A 17,699-nucleotide genomic window follows, 5' to 3' on the forward strand; every position below is an offset into this window, starting at 1 on the left:
GGCGGATCGTGACGTCGTGCTGTCTCCCGAAAATCGGCTGAGGCGGCGCGAGGACTTCGCGAGCGCGGTACGTCGAGGTCGTCGGGCTGGTCGCCCGCTCCTCGTCGTCCACCTACGTACAAGCGGTGCAACGGACCCGCACGAGCCGGGGGAGATCCATCCCTCGACGCGTGCGGGTTTCGTCGTCAGCAAAGCTGTCGGCGGTGCCGTCGTACGCAACCGGGTCAAGCGCCGTTTGCGCCATCTCGTCCGCGAGCGGCTGTCCCAGCTGCCCGCAGGTAGCCTGATGGTGGTACGGGCTCTGCCCGGAGCGGGTGATGCCGGTCTCGACGAGCTGGCCCGGGACCTTGATGCCGCGCTGCTGCGGCTCTTGGGAGGCGTGGCTCGATGAAGTACCCGCTGCTCGCATTGATCAAGCTGTACCAGTGGACCATCAGTCCGCTGCTCGGGCCGGTGTGCCGCTACTACCCCTCGTGTTCGCACTACGGGTACACGGCCATCGACCGGCATGGTGCGGTGAAGGGGACGGCTCTGACCGCCTGGCGGATCCTGCGGTGCAATCCGTGGTCCCCGGGCGGTGTGGATCATGTCCCAGCCCGTAAACGCCCGCGTTGGCACGAGCAGCTGCGCAGTGCGTTGCGTCGATCTCGCAATGCTCAAGGAGCCTGATTAGTGGACACGCTTGCCAGTTTGTTCAGCTTTATCACCACGCCCGTCTCGTGGATCATCGTTCAGTTCCACAAGGTCTACGGGGCGATGTTCGGCGCGGACAGTGGTTGGGCCTGGGGCCTCTCCATCGTCTCCCTGGTGATCTGTATCCGTATCCTCCTGATCCCGCTCTTCGTGAAGCAGATCAAGTCGACGCGCGGCATGCAGGCGATCCAGCCGAAGATGAAGGCGATCCAGGAGCGCTACAAGAACGACAAGCAGCGCCAGTCCGAAGAGATGATGAAGCTGTACAAGGAGACGGGTACCAACCCGCTCTCCTCGTGCCTTCCCATCCTGGCGCAGTCCCCGTTCTTCTTCGCGCTCTACCACGTGCTCGCCGGCATCGCCAACGGCAAGCCGATCGGCGAGATCGACGGCCCGCTGCTGGAGAGTGCCCGTAACGCGCACATCTTCGGCGCCCCGCTGGCTTCCAAGTTCATGGACAGCTCCGACAAGGTCGCCGCTCTGGGCGCCACGATCACCGACGTGCGTGTGGTCACCGCCGTCATGATCGTCATGATGTCGCTGTCGCAGTTCTACACCCAGCGTCAGCTGATGCAGAAGAACGTCGACCTCTCGGTCAAGACGCCGTTCATGCAGCAGCAGAAGATGCTGATGTACGTCTTCCCCCTGATCTTCGCGTTCATGGGCATCAACTTCCCCGTCGGCGTTCTCGTCTACTGGCTGACCACGAACCTGTGGACCATGGGTCAGCAGATGTACGTGATCAACCAGAACCCGACCCCCGGAAGCAAGGCCCAGGACCAGTACCTGACCCGCCTGCTGAAGCACGTCAGCTCGCACGGCGAGATCAAGGGCCGGGGCAAGAAGAAGATCGTCGCGGCGATCGTGGCCAAGGGCGCGGACCGCAACGACAACGAGCGCAAGTTCATCACGGCCCTGACCAAGCAGGGCATGGCCGCGCAGGAAGACGGCTCCGTGATCAAGAGCGTCGAGGCCACCGCCGACGCCGATGCCGCCGGCAGCCCGCTCCAGAAGCGGCAGCAGCCCAAGCGGCAGTCGAAGTCGCAGCGCCAGACGCCCCCCAGCAAGCCCTCTCCCAAGAAGTAAGAAGGAGTCCCTCCCGTGACGGAAGGCACCACCACCGCCGCCGCTGAGAGTGGCGACACCCTGACCCGCCTGGAGCAGGAGGGTGAGATCGCGGCCGACTACCTTGAGGGTCTGCTGGACATCGCCGACCTGGACGGCGACATCGACATGGACGTCGAGGCGGACCGCGCCTCGGTCTCCATCGTCAGCGAATCCGCGCGCGACCTGCAGAAGCTCGTGGGCCGTGACGGTGAGGTGCTGGAGGCTCTGCAGGAGCTGACCCGTCTCGCGGTGCACCGCGAGACCGGGGACCGCAGCCGGCTGATGCTGGACATCGGCGGGTTCCGCGCGAAGAAGCGCGAGGAGCTCGCGGTGCTCGGTGCCAAGGCGGCCGAGGACGTGAAGGCTTCGGGCGAGCCCCTGAAGCTGGCTCCGATGACCCCCTTCGAGCGGAAGGTCGTCCACGACGCCGTGGCGGCCGCCGGCCTGCGCAGCGAGTCCGAGGGCGAGGAGCCGCAGCGCTTCGTCGTTGTGCTCCCGGCCTGATCGGAAGCTTTGAGTGTTCGGCCCCGTCTGTCTCGCAGGCGGGGCCGAAGTTTGTCAGCCTGGCAGTGAAGCGGTTTTGACACCATGCAGTACGGAAGGACGGTCCCCGTGACGGAGGCAGCTGAGGTTCCCCCGATGCCTGAAGAAGCGCCCCCGGCACCCGATGTGGCGCACAAGGTGTTCGGTGAGTTCTTGCCGCAAGCCGTGCGTTATGCGGAGCTGCTCGCGGACCTCGGGGTCACGCGGGGCCTGATCGGGCCGCGTGAGGTATCGCGACTGTGGGAGCGGCACCTGCTGAACTGCGCCGTGCTCTCCGAGGTGGTGCCCGAGGGCGTCACCGTGTGCGACGTGGGCTCGGGCGCCGGTCTCCCCGGCATCCCGCTGGCCCTGGTCCGCCGCGACCTGAAGATCACGCTGCTGGAGCCGCTGCTGCGCCGCACCAACTTCCTCCAGGAAGCCGTGGAGCTGCTGGGCCTGGACCATGTGACGGTGGTGCGCGGGCGGGCCGAGGAAGTCCTCGGAAAGCTTCAGCCCGTGCACGTGGTGACGGCTCGGGCCGTGGCCCCGCTGGACCGGCTCGCGGGCTGGGGCGTTCCCCTGCTGCGTCCGTACGGCGAGATGCTGGCGCTGAAGGGCGACACCGCCGACGAGGAGCTGGTGGCGGCGAAGGCCGCGCTGACCAAGCTCGGTGTGGTGAAGACCTCGGTGCTGCACGTCGGCGAGGGGATCGTGGACCCGATGACGACCGTGGTGCGGGTCGAGGTCGGCGAGAGCCCCGGCGGGGTGCGGTTCGCGGCGAAACGGGCCAAGGCCGCCCGGACCAGCCGTACGCGTCGCCGTCGCTGACCACACCCCGCTCCGGGTTCGGCTGATTTCCCGGGCGCTTTCAGGCGTGTTGAGCCCTATAGGTATGGATTTCGGAGTGTCGTAGCGGCCGGATCACTCCGTCCGGGCATCGTGTTTCACGTGAAACGTCGCTCTCTGCTGCACGGAATCATCAGCCGCGGTCGTGCGGCTACGTCCCCTCGTCACCGCAAGGACGAAGGGGGGACGGAGTTGTCCACAACGGTGGATTCATCCACAGGAGTACGGGCCCCGCTGGTTCGCGACCCCGGTGACATGGCAGGCTCTGTTCATCGCGAGCCTGATGCCGAGGAGAGTGACACCGTGCGGTCAGACGCCAACCTCGCGGGGCCGATGGCCGATCCGGTCCCCGGTCCCCGCTCTGAGTCGCCGGGCGAGGATGTTTCACGTGAAACATCGGCCCCGCCGCTTGTAGACAACGAAGACACACCCATCGGCCGAGCCGCGCAGATCGCGGTCGAGGCCCTGGGCCGTGCGAGTGAGGGCCTCCCTCGCCCCGCGGAGACCCGGATCATGGTCGTGGCCAACCAGAAGGGCGGCGTGGGCAAGACCACGTCGACCGTGAACCTGGCCGCTTCCCTGGCCCTGCACGGTGCGCGGGTCCTGGTGGTGGACCTCGACCCGCAGGGCAACGCCTCCACGGCGCTGGGCATCGACCACCACGCGGACGTCCCGTCCATCTACGACGTGCTCGTGGACAGCCGCCCGCTGATGGAGGTCGTCCAGCCGGTGGTCGATGTGGAGGGGCTGTTCTGTGCTCCCGCCACCATCGACCTGGCCGGTGCGGAGATCGAGCTGGTCTCCCTCGTGGCGCGCGAGAGCCGCCTCCAGCGGGCCATCCAGGCCTACGAGCAGCCGCTCGACTACATCCTGATCGACTGCCCGCCCTCGCTGGGCCTGCTGACGGTCAACGCCCTGGTCGCCGGCGCGGAGGTGCTGATCCCGATCCAGTGCGAGTACTACGCGCTGGAGGGGCTGGGTCAGCTGCTGCGCAACGTCGACCTGGTGCGGGCCCACCTGAACCCCACGCTGCACGTGTCCACGATCCTGCTGACGATGTACGACGGCAGGACCCGGCTGGCCTCGCAGGTGGCGGAGGAGGTGCGCACCCACTTCGGCAAGGAGGTGCTGCGCACGAGCATCCCGCGGTCGGTCCGCATCTCCGAGGCCCCGAGCTACGGACAGACGGTGCTGACCTACGACCCGGGTTCCAGCGGTTCCCTCTCCTACCTGGAGGCGGCGCGGGAGATCGCGCTGCGCGGGGCCGGAATCCAGTACGACGCCCAGCACCCCCATCTGGGTGCGGGCGTGAACAACACGCAGAGCATGGCGGAGGGGATCCAGTGAGTGAGCGACGTAGGGGTCTGGGGCGGGGGCTCGGCGCGCTGATTCCCGCGGCTCCGCAGGAGAAGACGCCGCCGGTGATCGGTGCGGCAGGGTCGATTTCTCCGTCGGCGGTGCCGGTCCTGACCGCGGAGCGCGGGATCGCGGCGGCGAAGCTGGCTTCGCTGGCGCAGGCCGATGTTTCACGTGAAACATCGGCAGCGATCGCGGCCGCCGAGCCGGCCGCGGCCCCGGAGGCCGAAGAGGTGGCGGGAGCGACGTTCGCGGAGCTTCCGATGGACTCGATCACCCCGAACCCGCGCCAGCCGCGCGAGGTGTTCGACGAGGACGCGCTGGCCGAGCTGGTGACCTCCATCCAGGAGGTGGGCCTGCTCCAGCCGGTGGTCGTGCGGCAGTCGGCACCGGGGCGCTATGAACTGATCATGGGTGAGCGGCGCTGGCGGGCATGCCGTGAGGCGGGCCTCCAACGGATCCCGGCGATCATCCGTGCCACGGACGACGAGAAGCTGCTGCTGGACGCGCTGCTGGAGAACCTGCACCGGGCCCAGCTGAACCCACTGGAAGAGGCGGCCGCGTACGACCAGCTCCTCCAGGACTTCAACTGCACGCACGACCAGCTGGCGGACCGGATCGGGCGTTCGCGTCCGCAGGTCTCCAACACGCTGCGGCTGCTGAAGCTCTCGCCTTCCGTGCAGCGGCGGGTGGCGGCGGGAGTGCTGTCGGCCGGCCATGCGCGGGCGCTGCTCTCGGTGGACGACTCCGAGGTACAGGACCGGCTGGCGCACCGGATCGTGGCCGAAGGGCTGTCGGTGCGTGCGGTCGAGGAGATCGTGGCCCTGATGGGTTCGGAGTCGTCGAGCGCGGTGAAGCCGAAGGGTCCGCGGGCGGGCGCCCGGGTCTCTCCGGCTCTCAGCGAGCTGGCGACGCGGCTGTCGGACCGGTTCGAGACGCGGGTGAAGGTGGATCTGGGCCAGAAGAGGGGCAAGATCACCGTCGAGTTCGCCTCGATGGAGGACCTGGAGCGGATCCTGGGGACGCTGGCGCCGGGCGAGGGCCGGGTCCTGGACCAGGGAGCTTCCGGGGAATAGTCCAAGCCTGGGGGCGGGTCGTGCCGGTGTGAGCCGGCGCGGGCCGCCCCTTTGCCTTGCTGCGGTTTCGGGTGATTCGAGCTGTGGATACGATGCGGTCATGGGTCGTCGGCTGGTACCGCTCACGCTGGACAACCTCCAGGATCTGCCGAGGCGTTGCCGGTCCTGTGTCTTCTGGGAGCTGGACCCGGTCAGCGGCGAGGCGGCCGTGAAGGCGGGGACCCCTGCCCAGGAGAAGGAGGCGTGGATCTCCGCCGTCCTGCTGGAGTGGGGCTCCTGCGGCCGTGTGGTCTATGTGGACGAGGTCCCCGTGGGGTTCGTGATGTACGCGCCGCCGGCGTACGTGGCCCGTGCGACCGCCTTCCCGACCAGCCCGGTGTCGCCGGACGCCGTACAGCTGATCACCGCGTGGATCATGCCGGGGTATCAGGGGCAGGGCCTGGGACGGGTGATGGTGCAGACGATGGCGAAGGACCTGCTGCGCAGAGGGTTCCGGGCGATCGAGGCGTTCGGGGACGCGCGGTGGGACGGCCCGGCCTGTCTGCTGCCCGCGGACCATCTGCTGGCCGTGGGCTTCAAGACCGTACGGCCGCATCCGGTGCATCCCCGGTTGAGGCTGGAGCTGCGCTCCACGCTGTCGTGGAAGGAAGACGTGGAACTGGCCCTGGACCGCCTGCTGGGTGCGGCCCGCAAGGAACCGGCACTGCGCCCGCTGTGAGCAGGCGTCACGGAGATGCGAAACGGGGCCGCTCCTGTCGGGAGCGGCCCCGTTTCACGTGAAACATCGGTCCGTCAGACGGTCTTGGCCGTGATGAAAGCGTCGAGGTCGCGCAGGATGGCGGCCTTCGGCTTGGCACCGACGATGGTCTTGACGACCTCGCCGCCCTGGTAGACGTTCAGGGTCGGGATGGACATGACGCCGTACTTGGCGGCCGTGCCCGGGTTCTCGTCGATGTTCAGCTTGACGATCTCGATCTCGTCGCCGTACTCGGCGGCGATGGCCTCCAAGGAGGGGGCGATCTGGCGGCACGGACCGCACCAGGCGGCCCAGAAGTCCACCAGGACCGGCTTGTCGCTCCTGAGGACCTCGGTGTCGAAGTCTGCGTCGGTCACGTTCTTGAGGGTGCCGGCCACAGCGGCCTCCTTCTTTTCCAGCGGGGAGTGGGGTGTGGTGTTGCTTGCGGTGGTCAGACCGCCGCGGTCGCCTTCTCGACGTCCGCGAGGGCGGCGAGGAAGCGCTCGGCGTCGAGGGCAGCGGAGCAACCGGTGCCCGCGGCCGTGATGGCCTGACGGTAGGTGTGGTCGACGACGTCGCCGGCACCGAACACACCGGTGAGGCTGGTGCGGGTGGAGGGGGCGTCGACCTTGAGGTAGCCCTCCGCGTCGAGGTCCAGCTGGTCCTTGAACAGCTCGGTGCGCGGGTCGTGGCCGACGGCGATGAAGAGGCCGGTCACGGGCAGTTCGGAGGTCTCACCGGTCTTGGTGTTGCGCAGGGTCAGCCCCGACAGCTTCTGCTCGCCGTGGATCTCGGCTACCTCGCTGTCCCAGGCGAAGCTGATCTTCGGGTCGGCGAAGGCGCGGTCCTGCATGGCCTTGGAGGCGCGCAGGGAGTCACGGCGGTGGACGATCGTGACGGACTTGGCGAACCGGGAGAGGAAGGTGGCCTCCTCGATCGCGGTGTCGCCGCCGCCGACCACGGCGATGTCGTGGTCCTTGAAGAAGAAGCCGTCGCAGGTGGCGCACCAGGAGACACCGCGGCCGGAGAGCGCGTCCTCGTTGGGCAGGCCCAGCTTGCGGTGCTGGGAGCCGGTGGTCACGATCACGGCCTTGGCGCGGTGCACGGTGCCGGCGGTGTCGGTGACGGTCTTGATCTCACCGGTGAGGTCCACGGCCACGACGTCGTCCGGAACCAGCTCGGCACCGAAGCGCTCGGCCTGGCCGCGCATGTTGTCCATGAGGTCCGGCCCCATGATCCCGTCCTGGAAGCCGGGGAAGTTCTCGACCTCCGTGGTGTTCATAAGGGCGCCACCGGCGGTGACGGCACCTTCGAAGACCAGGGGCTTGAGCGAAGCGCGTGCGGTGTACAGGGCGGCGGTGTAACCGGCCGGCCCGGAACCGATGATGATCACGTTTCGTACGTCGCTCACGGGTTACTTCCTCGTCTCTGCGGACTGCGCTGCTGCCTACCGGGGGCCGGTGCGGACTCTCACCCCACCCAACGGATCCTACGGCGCCCGCATTCCCGAGCCGTCCACCCAGGCTCCGGAGCGGCTCAGCTCCGGGGGTAGGTGCTCTCCAGCAGGGGCTTTCCCGCAGGGGACTCGGGGGTGGTGGAGCAGGCGGCGCCGACGAGGTAGGCGTCCACGGTGGCGGGGTCGCCGGGGTGCGGAAGGACGAGGAGGAAGACGTCGGTGCCCTCGTAGGTGCCGCGCCCGGTGGCCAGGGGGCTCTCGGGGCGGCCGGTGGCCTTCTGGACGCAGGCCGGGACGGGGGGTGCCTCGCGGTCGGCGGGGGCGAGGCCCGGGGCGGCCGGAGAGTTGTTCTCCACCCCGTAGGTGTTGTTCTGGTCCCCCGGCTGCTTCTTCTCCTGGTTCGCGGGGGCGAGGAGCTCCAGCACGTCGGACCGGAGGCCCTGGGCCGTGTACGCGTGCCCTCCGGACTGGGCCTGGGCGCTGGCCGCGTGCTTGCGGGCGGACAGGTCGCTCACCGGTTCGGGACCGGAGAACAGGTTGGCCAGGAGAACGCCGACGGCGCAGGCGGTGAGCAGGCCGCCCACGACGGCGATCCGCCGGCGGGCGCGACGCCGGCCGGGGCCGGTTGGGCCGGCCGGGTGACCGGTGGGCCGCAGAGCGCCGGTTTCCGTGAGGGGGGCGGGAGATGTTTCACGTGAAACATCGGGGACCGCTCCCCCGCCGGCCGGAGCGGTCGGGACGGACCGTCGGAGGGGCTCGGCTTCCTCGCGCGGGGTGGTGGCGTCGAGGAGGGCTTCGGCGGCGAGGGCCGCGTCGATCCGGCCGGAGATGTCGGCGGGCATCCGGGAAGGGCCGGGGAGCGTGCCGAGCAGTGCCCGGATCTCGTCGAGGGAGGCGCGGACGTCGGCGCACAGGGCGCAGCCGACCAGATGGCTGCGGACCTCGGCCGTGCGGGACGGGGAGAGGAGGCCTTCCGCCAGCTCGGAGATCTCCGAGACGTCGGGGTGCCGGATCGTGCCGGTCGTACCGGTTACGGGGGTCACGCTCGTCCACCTCCGCCCTTCACTGCGTTTGGATCCGGGGTCGTGCCCCCGTGGTCTGCCGTCGGTGGGACGGTTGTCCCCGGTGTCCGGTTCCTTCCCCGCTCGGTGTCGGTGTTATCCCCGGTATGTGTGCGCAGATGAGTGAGGAGCGGGACGAGTTTTGCCCGGCCACGGGCACAGCGGCTCTTCACGGTGCCGACGGGGACGTCGAGGATGAGGGCGGCTTCCGCGACGGGGTAGCCCTGCATGTCGACGAGGACGAGCGCCGCCCGCTGTTCGGCCGGGAGGGTGCTCAGGGCGGCCAGGAGCTGGCGGTGGAGGTCCTGGCGCTCCGCGGGGGCCTCGGCGGACTCGTGGGGCTCCAGAAGGCGCTCCAGCCGTTCCGTGTCATCGAGGGGTGCGGTCCTGCGGGAGGCCGCCTTGCGGGCCCGGTCCAGGCAGGCGTTCACGGTGATGCGGTGCAGCCAGGTGGTGACGGCCGATTCGCCGCGGAAGGTGTGCGCGGCCCGGTAGGCGGAGACCAGGGCGTCCTGAACGGCGTCGGCGGCTTCCTCGCGGTCCCCGAGGGTGCGCAGGGCCACCGCCCACAGCCGGTCCCGGTGGCGGCGGACGAGCTCACCGAAGGCGTCCGGATCTCCGGCGGCGTGCAGCGACAGGAGTTCCTGGTCGCTGCGGCCGCCGGGTGTAGCTTCGTCCAACGGTGGGCCCCTCCCCTGCTGTCCGTCAGCCCGTGAACTTCACATCCGTGATGGCCTGCTTGAATCCCGCCTGGCTGTACGTGTCGGCGGGTGCCTTGGGCATCGCGGTGATCCAGACGAGCACGTAGCGGGCCTTGACCGGTTTATCGGTGGCCAGCTTGAGGGTGCTGTCCGAGGTGGTGCCGGTGGCGATCTTCGGCATGGAGCGGACCGGGCCCGACGGGGACAGGGCACCGGCGTCGTAGAGCGTGGCGGTGGTGTGGTCGCCGGCGAACCTCAGAGCTATCGAGGCGCCGTTGACCTCGTGCTCGGAGCCGAGGTCGTAGACGATGCCGACACCGGCCTTGTACCCCTCGTTCATCTCGGGACCTTCGACGTAGGACTTGGTGCGCCAGAAGGTGGTGGCGTCCCCGTCGAAGGTGTTCGAGACACCGTCGGGGTCCTGGTCCTTGCCGTCCGGGGAGTACTCATGGGCGCCCGTGATGGGAAGGAGAGCCGATTCCTTCTTCTCCGGGGTGTCGTCGCCCTTCGGGTGCTGGTTCTGGTTGCTGCCGTTGCTGCCCTGGTTGCCGTGATCCAGCAGGGTGTCGGCGAGCTGCCAGCTGCCCAGGCCGAGGGCGGCGATCAGCAGCGCCGCCACGCCCCACTTGAGGGCCCGGCCGGTGCGGCTCTGCAGCGGCGGCGGCGGGGGGCCGACGATGCCGAGCGTCTGCGGGGCGGGCATGCCGGAAGCCGTGGGCCTGCCGTAGTTGCCCTGCTGGTAGGTGGTGTGCTGGTACTCCGGAGGCGCGGTGAAGGTGGGCTCCGGCGGTCGGATGCGGGGCATCGCGGCCACGGCCTTGGACAGCTCTTCCGGGGTGGTGCAGGCGGGTTCCTGACGGGAGGCGGTGGCCCCGTCGTTGGCGAGGGCGCGCATGGCGAGTTCACCCAGGCCCCGGTGCACGCCCGCGCGGACCTGGTCGGGGGCGATCAGGCCGACGCCCTTGGGCAGGCCGGTGAGGCCGTAGGCGTCGTTCTCGTACGGCCAGCGCTGGGTGAGGGCGGCGTAGAGGAGAGCACCGATGGCCTCGGTGTCCGCGCGCTGCGGGGTCTCGCTGGTGATGCCGCGCAGCGCGGCGTTCACGGCGAGGCCCCGGATGCGGTACTGGCCCGTGGAGGTGCGCAGTATGGCGCTGGGGGTCAGCCGTAGGTGTGCCAGGCCCTCGCGGTGCGCGGCGGTCATGGCCTGGGAGATCTGGCTGACGAGCTGGTAGGCCTCGTGCGGCTCCAGGGGGCCGGCGGCGAGCACCGCGGTGAGCTCGGTGGCATCGGGCAGCCACTCGTGGACGACGTAGACGAGGTCGTTCTCCTCCACGGCGTCGAGGACCTGGACGAACCGGGGGTCGCCGAGCAGGGCGGAGGAACGGGCGGCGGCCAGTACGGCACGGGCCCGGGCGTGGTCGGCGGGCAGCAAGTGGACGCCCACGGCGCGGCGGAGCTTCTCGTCCATCGCACGCCAGCTGCTGAATCCGTCCAGACGGGTGACGCACTCCTCCAGGCGGTAGCGCCGGGCGAGCTTGTGGCCGCTGTGCAGTTCGGGCGAGGCCGCAGGTGCCGCGTTTCTGCGCTCGCCGTCCTTTTCGGGCATGGGTCCGTCCGCGGCTTGTCCGTTCTGGGTGTCCACCCCGTCGGCCGTGGCCTGAGCCGCCTCAGCGGCCAGCGGCTCGTCGCCGCCGTTGTCGGCCACGTCGACGGCAGCCGTGCTACGTTCCGCCACCGTCGTCCCTGCCTCCCCATCCGTTACGCGCTGTCGGCCAGTCTGCGAAGCCATGCCAATTGTGCCCACAGTCCAGCCCTCTGCACGACACGCTAAAGAAGGCGATGGTTGTGCGCATCAGCGCCCCAGGCGTCCGCGGACCATTCCGACCATCGCGTTGAGTTCTTCGATGCGCATCCGCTTGGCGGCGACGAGGAACACCGCCGCTAGGGCGATACCGCCGGCCACCAGGGCGGCGAGGGATCCGAGGGCCCCGCTGCCCAGGAAGTGCAGGACCGCGAAGGCGACCGCACCGGCCACCGCGGCGGCCGGGACGCAGGCCCCGATGAGCCGGGTGTACGTGCGCATCACGTGCGCTCCGTCGAGGTCGCCGCCGAGGCGGGTGCGCAGCCGGCGCCAGGCGACACCGACGCCGACGGCGTAGCCCAGGCCGTAGGCGGCGGCCATGCCGACGACGGCCCAGCGGGCCGGGAGCACGAAGAAGGCGATGGCGGAGATGCCGGCGTTGACGGCGGCCACGATGACCGTGTTGTAGAAGGGGGTCCGGGTGTCCTCGTAGGCGTAGAAGCCGCGCAGGACGACGTACTGGACCGAGTACGGGATCAGTCCGAGGCCGAAGGCCATCAGGATGAAGCCGATGTTCTGCGCGCTCTGCGCGCCGGAACCGGCGTAGAGCAGGCCGGCCATCGGGACGCCCAGGGCGAGGAAGGCGAAGGCACAGGGCACGATCGCGACGGCCGAGGTGCGCAGACCGTAGGAGATGTCGTCGCGGACGGCGGCCGCGTCGCCGTCGTGGGCGGAGCGGGAGATGCGCGGCAGGACGGCGGTCATGACGGAGACGGTGATGATGGCCTGCGGCATCTGCCAGAGCAGCAGGGCGTAGTTATAGGCCGTGATGCCGGTGCCCTTGTGGCCCTGCTGGGCAGCGGCGTCGCCGGCCCAGGTGGCGAGCTGGGTGACGACGATGAGGCCGATCTGGTTGGCGAGGACGAAGAAGAACGTCCACTTGGCCAGGCCGGCGGCCTTGCCGAGTCCGTGGCCCTTCCAGTCGAAGCGCAGGCGCGGCTTGAAGCCGGCCTCGCGCAGGTAGGGGACCATCGCCAGGGACTGGACGACGAGGCCGAGCAGGGTGCCCAGGCCCAGCAGGCGTACCCCCTCGGGGGTGATTCCGGCCTCGGTGATGTCCGTACTGGTGTAGCTGCCGAAGGCCCAGATGAAGGCGCCGAAGGTGGCGATGACGACGATGTTGTTGAGGACCGGGGTCCACATCATCGCGCCGAACCGGCCGCGGGCGTTGAGGATCTGACCGAGGACCACGTGCACGCCCATGAAGAACATGGTGGGCAGGCAGTAGTGGGCGAAGGCGACGGCCACGTCCAGCCGCTGCGGATCGTCGGCGATGCTCTGCGACATCATGCCGATGAACAGCGGGGCCGCGAGCACGCAGATGGTGGTGACGGCGCCGAGCAGGACCATGACGAGGGTCAGCAGCCGGTTGGCATAAGCCTCTCCCCCGTCCTCGTCGTTCTTCATCGCGCGCACCAGCTGCGGGATGAAGACCGCGTTGAGGGCGCCGCCGCCGACCAGGACGTAGATCATCGTCGGCAGGGTGTTGGCGACCTGGTAGCTGTCGTTGAGGGTGGCGACACCGATGGCACCGGCGATCACGAGGGTCCGCATGAAGCCGGTGATGCGGGAGACGATCGTGCCGGCGGCCATCAGGGCGCTGGACTTGAGCAGGCTGGAGGCGCGGCCCGTGGGCTTGCTCGGAGCCGGGGCGGCCACGGGGGCGTCCTCGGCGGGGGTGCGGGGCGCCGCCTCCTGGTCCCGGTAGAGGTGCGCGAAGGCGTCGGGCTGGGGCTCCTGGTCGGCGGCCTTGGTGACGAGCGAGTCCACGCCCACGAACTGGGTGGTGGTGGCGTGGTCGCCGTACGGCAGGTGCCGGGAGGGGCCGTCCGGCTCGGGCGGCGGGGTCTGGGCCCAGACCCGGGGGTCCGGGGCGTACGCGGGGGTCGGCGGGGCGGCGTAGAGCGGACCGGGCTCCTGGTAGGTACCGGGTGGCGGCGGGGGGTGCGAGGCCCGGTCGTAGAGGACCTCCGCCACCGGGTCCTGGGCGGACAGGTCCTGCGACCGGTACGGGTCGTGGGCGTAGGCGTCCTGGACATAGGGGTCGTGGTCCGGTGCGGGCGCGGGCGCGGGAACCTGCCCCGGCACCGGGGTGCCGGGGGCAGTGCCCTGGGAGGGCGCGGGCCCGCCGGCGCCCTGCGCGCGGTCACCTTCGTACGGCGCGTTCATCGAAACCCCACCTCATCGTCCCCAGGCCGACCGGCCACGGCATCGCTCAACGGTCCACTGTCTCACCCGTGCCGGACGCGTCCGTGCTTTGCGGTCCGGTGTCCGGGGACTCGTCACTCTGCTGCGTGTTCTCCTCTTCGGCGGCGGCACGCGCCGCGACGCGCTTGCGGCTGGCGTACATCTTGATGCCGGCCAGGACGAGGAGGAGAACGCCGCCCGCGATGACGAGCATGACGGTGGGGGTGACTTCGGTGGCCTCGACGGTGAACTTGCGTTCCTTGCCGTAGGGGACACCATCGGTCGTGTAGAGCTGCGCGGTCACCTCGACCGGGCCGCTCGCAGTGGCATTGGCGGTGAACTTTACGGTCTGGCTGTGACCACCCTGGACAGCGACCTCCTGCTGGGCCTCACCGCTGTCGCCGAACATGAGCCGGGTCGGGTTGGCGGACTTCACACGCAGGACCAGATTGTGGGTGTCCTGGACGAGGCTGTTCTGGACACTGACGGGGATGGTGGCGCTGTGTCCGGAGAGGGTGGCATCGGACTTGGAGATGACCTTGACCTTCTCGGTGAGGCCGATCAGGTACTGCTGCACCTGGTCCCGGTAGTCCCGTGCCGCGTCGGGTCGGCCGCGCCAGGAGGTGGACATTTCCCGGTTGGTGGCGTTGCCGAAGGGGATCTCCACGCGGTCGGGCGCGGTCAGGATCACCTTGAAGTGGTCGAGGGTGGCATCGGTGGTGCGGATCTTCTCGAAGGCGGAGACCGGCAGTTCCTGCTTGCTCAGCGCCTCGGGGTACTGGCCGGCCCCCGGGACCTGGGTGGCGGCCCGCGGGTCGGGCGTGGCGGCGGCCGCGGCCTCCAGGTCGGCGGGCTGGGTCCAGCGGCCGGACTGCAGCTCCCGGACGGCTGCGGCCATCGTCTGCGCCTGGCTGGAGCTCGGCGTCCGCTGCGGGGCGACGACGAAGCTGCGCTGGTTGTCGGTCGGCTGGAGGTTCAGGGCGAGGGTGTGGGCGAGGAACTGCTGTACCGCGAGGGCGGAGTCCCCGGCGCCGAGCAGGCTGCCCTGGAAGGCGGTGGAGAGGTCGGCGTCGGCGACGATGGCCGTCGTGCCCGCGCCGATGGGCCGCGCGGCCGAGGGGGTGTAGCCGAGGGAGCCGGTCTCCTGGAGGCTGTCGCTGCGGGTGAGGACGTTGTGGGCGCCCGCCGAAGTCGCCACGTTGACGATCGACGGGTCGATCGCCCCGTCCACGGGCCAGGAGAAGTCGGTGGTCGCGGTGACGTGCAGGACCGTCTCGACGGCCTGCTTCGCCTTGTCGGTGGCGGGCCGCAGCTGGCCCAGCGTCCCGGAGACGTCCTTGCCGTGGTGGGCGAGCGAGGCGATGTCGGGGTCCGCGAAGGGCAGCGCGACGACCTTCTTGCCCTGGACGGCGCTCTCCAGTGAGCTCAGCCACTGCTCGGCGAGGGCCTTGTTCTTGCCCTGGACGGTCCGGCCGTCGGGGGTGCGGATCCGGTAGCCCTTGGTCATCGCGTCGACCGTGTAGAGCAGGTCGGGGTCGATGACCCAGGTGATGGGCAGGTCCTTGCCGAGCGAGACCATCTGCTCCAGGCGGCCGCCGGGTCGCAGCTCGTCGGCGAGGCTGTCGTCGAGGAAGACGGGGGTCTGCAGCTCGTCCGAGCCGGTTTCCGCGGTCAGGTGCGTGGTGGAGATCAGCGGCCACACGTACGTGAGCTGAGAGCGCTTGGCGGAGGCCTCCGGCTGCCAGGGCAGGAAGGTCCGCTTGATGCCGAGGACCTGCTCGTAGGCGCGGCTCTCGGTCTCCCCGGACACGGAGACGCCGAGCTGGTAGACGCCGTCCTTGTCCAGCTCCAGCTTGTTCACGGGCACCTTGAGGGTGAAGGGCTGGGCGACCTTCGGGGCCAGTGCGTCGATCTTCACCGCGAATTCGGAGCTGATCTCGGCGGGGTCGGTGCCCGCCCGGAAGGCACCGCGGTCCGCGGTCTCGTCGATGGAGCTGCGGTCCCCCAGCGCGGGCCCTACCCGCAGACCCACGTGCGCGGCGGTGATCTTCTCGCGGCCGTTGTTGACCACGGTGCCGGAGATGGTGAGGGTGTCGCCCTTGACCGGGGCGGTGGGCGCCAGGCCGTCGATCTGGACGTCGACGGCCGCGGCCGCGGCTTCGGCGGCCTCGGCCTTGGGGGCGGGAGAGTAGATCAGGGCGGCGAGCACCGGAGTGCCGGCGAGCAGGACGACTGCGCGCCGCAGCCAGCGTCGCCGGGCAGGAGCGGGGACCGCCCCTTGGATGTCTGCCGCCTCGGCCACGCGCTCGCCCGTCCCTCGAAGTGTCAGTGGTCGTCGTTTGTGCGTCCACGCATGGTAACGAGGCCCGCTGTGCGCGAGTGCCGCGCCTTGCTCCACATGATCGGGTCCGGCCCGGAGCGGCCGTGGGCCGGGGTGGCCACAAACGGGGAAGCTCCTGGCGGGCCGGGCACGTACCCTTTTCTGTTGTGCCGAACGCCAACGAAGAGAACTCCAGTGTCCTGAGTCAGGGACAGGTCCGCGCGGTGAGTGAACTGCTGCGGATCGCCCCCGTCGCCGACGAGCTCGGCCGCCGTTTCCAGGAGGCGGGATTCCGCCTCGCCCTGGTCGGCGGGTCCGTCCGCGACGCGCTGCTCGGGCGCCTCGGCAACGACCTCGACTTCACCACCGATGCCCGTCCAGAGGACGTCCTCAAGATCATCAGGCCGTGGGCCGACTCGGTGTGGGACGTCGGCATCGCCTTCGGCACGGTCGGTGCGCAGAAGCTGGCCCGTGTCGAAGGCGTCGACTGGACCCCCGACGGAACCGCTGATCGAAACTTCCAGATCGAGGTGACCACGTACCGCTCGGAGTCCTACGACCGGACCTCGCGCAAGCCGGAGGTCTCCTACGGAGACTCGATCGAGGAAGACCTCGTCCGTCGTGACTTCACGGTGAACGCGATGGCCGTCGCACTCCCCGAGAAGGAGTTCGTGGACCCGCACGGCGGCCTGGAGGACCTCCGGGCGGGCGTCCTGAGGACCCCCGGCACCCCGGAGGACTCCTTCTCCGACGACCCGCTGCGGATGCTGCGGGCGGCCCGGTTCGCCGCCCAGCTCGACTTCGAGGTCGCCCCCGACGTGGTGGCGGCCATGACGGAGATGTCCGGCCGGATCGAGATCGTCTCGGCGGAGCGGGTGCAGGGCGAGCTGAACAAGCTGCTGCTGTCCGCGCACCCGCGCAAGGGCCTGGGCCTCCTCGTGGACACCGGGCTGGCCGAGCACGTGATGCCCGAGCTTCCGGCGCTGCGCCTGGAGAGCGATGAGCACCACCGGCACAAGGACGTCTACGACCACTCGCTGATCGTCTTGGAACAGGCGATCGCCCTGGAGGAGGACGGCCCGGACCTGGTGCTGCGTCTCGCGGCCCTGCTGCACGACATCGGCAAGCCCCGTACCCGCCGGTTCGAGAGCGACGGTCGGGTCTCCTTCCACCACCACGAGATGGTGGGCGCGAAGATGACCAAGAAGCGCATGACCGCGCTGAAGTACTCCAACGACATGATCAAGGACGTGTCGCGGCTGGTGGAGCTGCACCTGCGCTTCCACGGCTACGGGGACGGGGAGTGGACCGACTCGGCGGTGCGGCGCTACGTCCGCGATGCCGGCCCGCTGCTGGAGCGCCTGCACAAGCTGACCCGTTCCGACTGCACCACGCGCAACAAGCGCAAGGCGAATGCCCTCTCCCGCACCTACGACGGGCTGGAGGAGCGCATCGCCCAGCTTCAGGAGCAGGAGGAGCTGGACGCGATCCGGCCCGACCTGGACGGCAACGAGATCATGCAGGTCCTGGACGTCAGTCCCGGTCCGGTGATCGGCAAGGCCTACGCGTTCCTGCTGGAGCTGCGGCTGGAGAACGGTCCGATGGAGCGTGACGCGGCGATCGCAGCCCTCAAGGAATGGTGGGCGGCGCAGGACTGAGCCGGATCCTCCCCGTTGCGGCCGGGGGGGATCTTGTTAGAGAACAAGTCTCCACACCCGCCGCAGGCACCTCAGAGGAATAGCTAGACACATAAAAGAGCGAACTTAGCATGATCAGC

General features: G+C 69.7%; 16 protein-coding genes. 9 read left to right on the forward strand and 7 right to left on the reverse strand.

What is annotated here, in order from left to right:
* Window positions 1-16: 16 nt before the first annotated feature.
* From rnpA to ACFXDJ_RS00460, 8 genes are all read left to right on the forward strand, one after another.
* Complete coding sequence (gene rnpA, locus ACFXDJ_RS00425) at window positions 17-391, forward strand: ribonuclease P protein component (RefSeq protein WP_384649460.1); 375 nt, start codon at window positions 17-19, stop codon at window positions 389-391.
* Window positions 388-669, forward strand: a complete 282-nt coding sequence (gene yidD / locus ACFXDJ_RS00430; protein ID WP_150258252.1) for a membrane protein insertion efficiency factor YidD — start codon at window positions 388-390, stop codon at window positions 667-669. Before rnpA ends, yidD begins: the two co-directional genes overlap by 4 nt.
* Before the next feature lie 3 nt (window positions 670-672).
* Entirely contained in the window at window positions 673-1,779 is a 1,107-nt protein-coding gene (yidC, locus tag ACFXDJ_RS00435; protein WP_384649456.1) for a membrane protein insertase YidC, read from the forward strand.
* 15 nt (window positions 1,780-1,794) lie between these two features.
* The gene (locus tag ACFXDJ_RS00440) at window positions 1,795-2,304 is read left to right on the forward strand and encodes a R3H domain-containing nucleic acid-binding protein (RefSeq protein WP_330297441.1); all 510 of its coding nucleotides are present in this window, start codon (window positions 1,795-1,797) and stop codon (window positions 2,302-2,304) included.
* Between the two features lie 135 nt (window positions 2,305-2,439).
* Window positions 2,440-3,150, forward strand: coding sequence for a 16S rRNA (guanine(527)-N(7))-methyltransferase RsmG (rsmG, locus tag ACFXDJ_RS00445; protein WP_384649453.1), 711 nt, complete (start codon window positions 2,440-2,442; stop codon window positions 3,148-3,150).
* Window positions 3,151-3,423: 273 nt separating this feature from the next.
* Window positions 3,424-4,515 carry a ParA family protein gene (locus tag ACFXDJ_RS00450; protein WP_384649451.1) on the forward strand — a complete coding sequence of 364 codons (1,092 nt, stop codon included), beginning with the start codon at window positions 3,424-3,426 and terminating at the stop codon, window positions 4,513-4,515.
* Window positions 4,512-5,600 (forward strand): ParB/RepB/Spo0J family partition protein, encoded by a 1,089-nt coding sequence (locus ACFXDJ_RS00455; protein WP_384847407.1) that lies wholly within the window; start codon window positions 4,512-4,514, stop codon window positions 5,598-5,600. Before ACFXDJ_RS00450 ends, ACFXDJ_RS00455 begins: the two co-directional genes overlap by 4 nt.
* A gap of 100 nt (window positions 5,601-5,700) precedes the next feature.
* Complete coding sequence (locus ACFXDJ_RS00460; RefSeq protein ID WP_384649447.1) at window positions 5,701-6,318, forward strand: GNAT family N-acetyltransferase; 618 nt, start codon at window positions 5,701-5,703, stop codon at window positions 6,316-6,318.
* A gap of 74 nt (window positions 6,319-6,392) precedes the next feature.
* Here ACFXDJ_RS00460 and trxA read toward each other — a convergent pair whose 3' ends face one another.
* From trxA to ACFXDJ_RS00495, 7 genes are all read right to left on the reverse strand, one after another.
* Window positions 6,393-6,734 (reverse strand): thioredoxin, encoded by a 342-nt coding sequence (gene trxA, locus ACFXDJ_RS00465; RefSeq protein WP_384649445.1) that lies wholly within the window; start codon window positions 6,732-6,734, stop codon window positions 6,393-6,395.
* 53 nt (window positions 6,735-6,787) lie between these two features.
* Entirely contained in the window at window positions 6,788-7,747 is a 960-nt protein-coding gene (gene trxB, locus ACFXDJ_RS00470; RefSeq protein WP_384649443.1) for a thioredoxin-disulfide reductase, read from the reverse strand.
* 125 nt (window positions 7,748-7,872) lie between these two features.
* Window positions 7,873-8,835, reverse strand: a complete 963-nt coding sequence (locus ACFXDJ_RS00475) for a hypothetical protein (protein WP_384649441.1) — start codon at window positions 8,833-8,835, stop codon at window positions 7,873-7,875.
* Window positions 8,832-9,533 (reverse strand): RNA polymerase sigma factor SigM, encoded by a 702-nt coding sequence (gene sigM / locus ACFXDJ_RS00480; RefSeq protein ID WP_384649439.1) that lies wholly within the window; start codon window positions 9,531-9,533, stop codon window positions 8,832-8,834. The genes ACFXDJ_RS00475 and sigM overlap by 4 nt, the downstream gene beginning before the upstream one ends.
* A 25-nt stretch (window positions 9,534-9,558) precedes the next feature.
* Window positions 9,559-11,289: a protein kinase family protein gene (locus ACFXDJ_RS00485; protein WP_384649437.1), complete on the reverse strand. Its 1,731-nt coding sequence runs from the start codon at window positions 11,287-11,289 to the stop codon at window positions 9,559-9,561.
* 117 nt (window positions 11,290-11,406) lie between these two features.
* Window positions 11,407-13,584, reverse strand: a complete 2,178-nt coding sequence (gene murJ / locus ACFXDJ_RS00490; RefSeq protein WP_384847410.1) for a murein biosynthesis integral membrane protein MurJ — start codon at window positions 13,582-13,584, stop codon at window positions 11,407-11,409.
* Between the two features lie 46 nt (window positions 13,585-13,630).
* A complete protein-coding gene (locus ACFXDJ_RS00495; RefSeq protein ID WP_384847413.1) occupies window positions 13,631-15,904 on the reverse strand; it encodes a DUF6049 family protein in 2,274 nt (757 codons plus the stop codon).
* A 185-nt stretch (window positions 15,905-16,089) separates the two neighbouring features.
* Here ACFXDJ_RS00495 and ACFXDJ_RS00500 point away from each other — a divergent pair, with 185 nt between their 5' ends.
* Window positions 16,090-17,580, forward strand: a complete 1,491-nt coding sequence (locus ACFXDJ_RS00500) for a CCA tRNA nucleotidyltransferase (RefSeq protein ID WP_384847416.1) — start codon at window positions 16,090-16,092, stop codon at window positions 17,578-17,580.
* The last annotated feature ends 119 nt before the right edge of the window (window positions 17,581-17,699 follow it).

This window comes from Streptomyces sp. NPDC059443 (assembly GCF_042750105.1).
Lineage (GTDB): Bacteria > Actinomycetota > Actinomycetes > Streptomycetales > Streptomycetaceae > Streptomyces.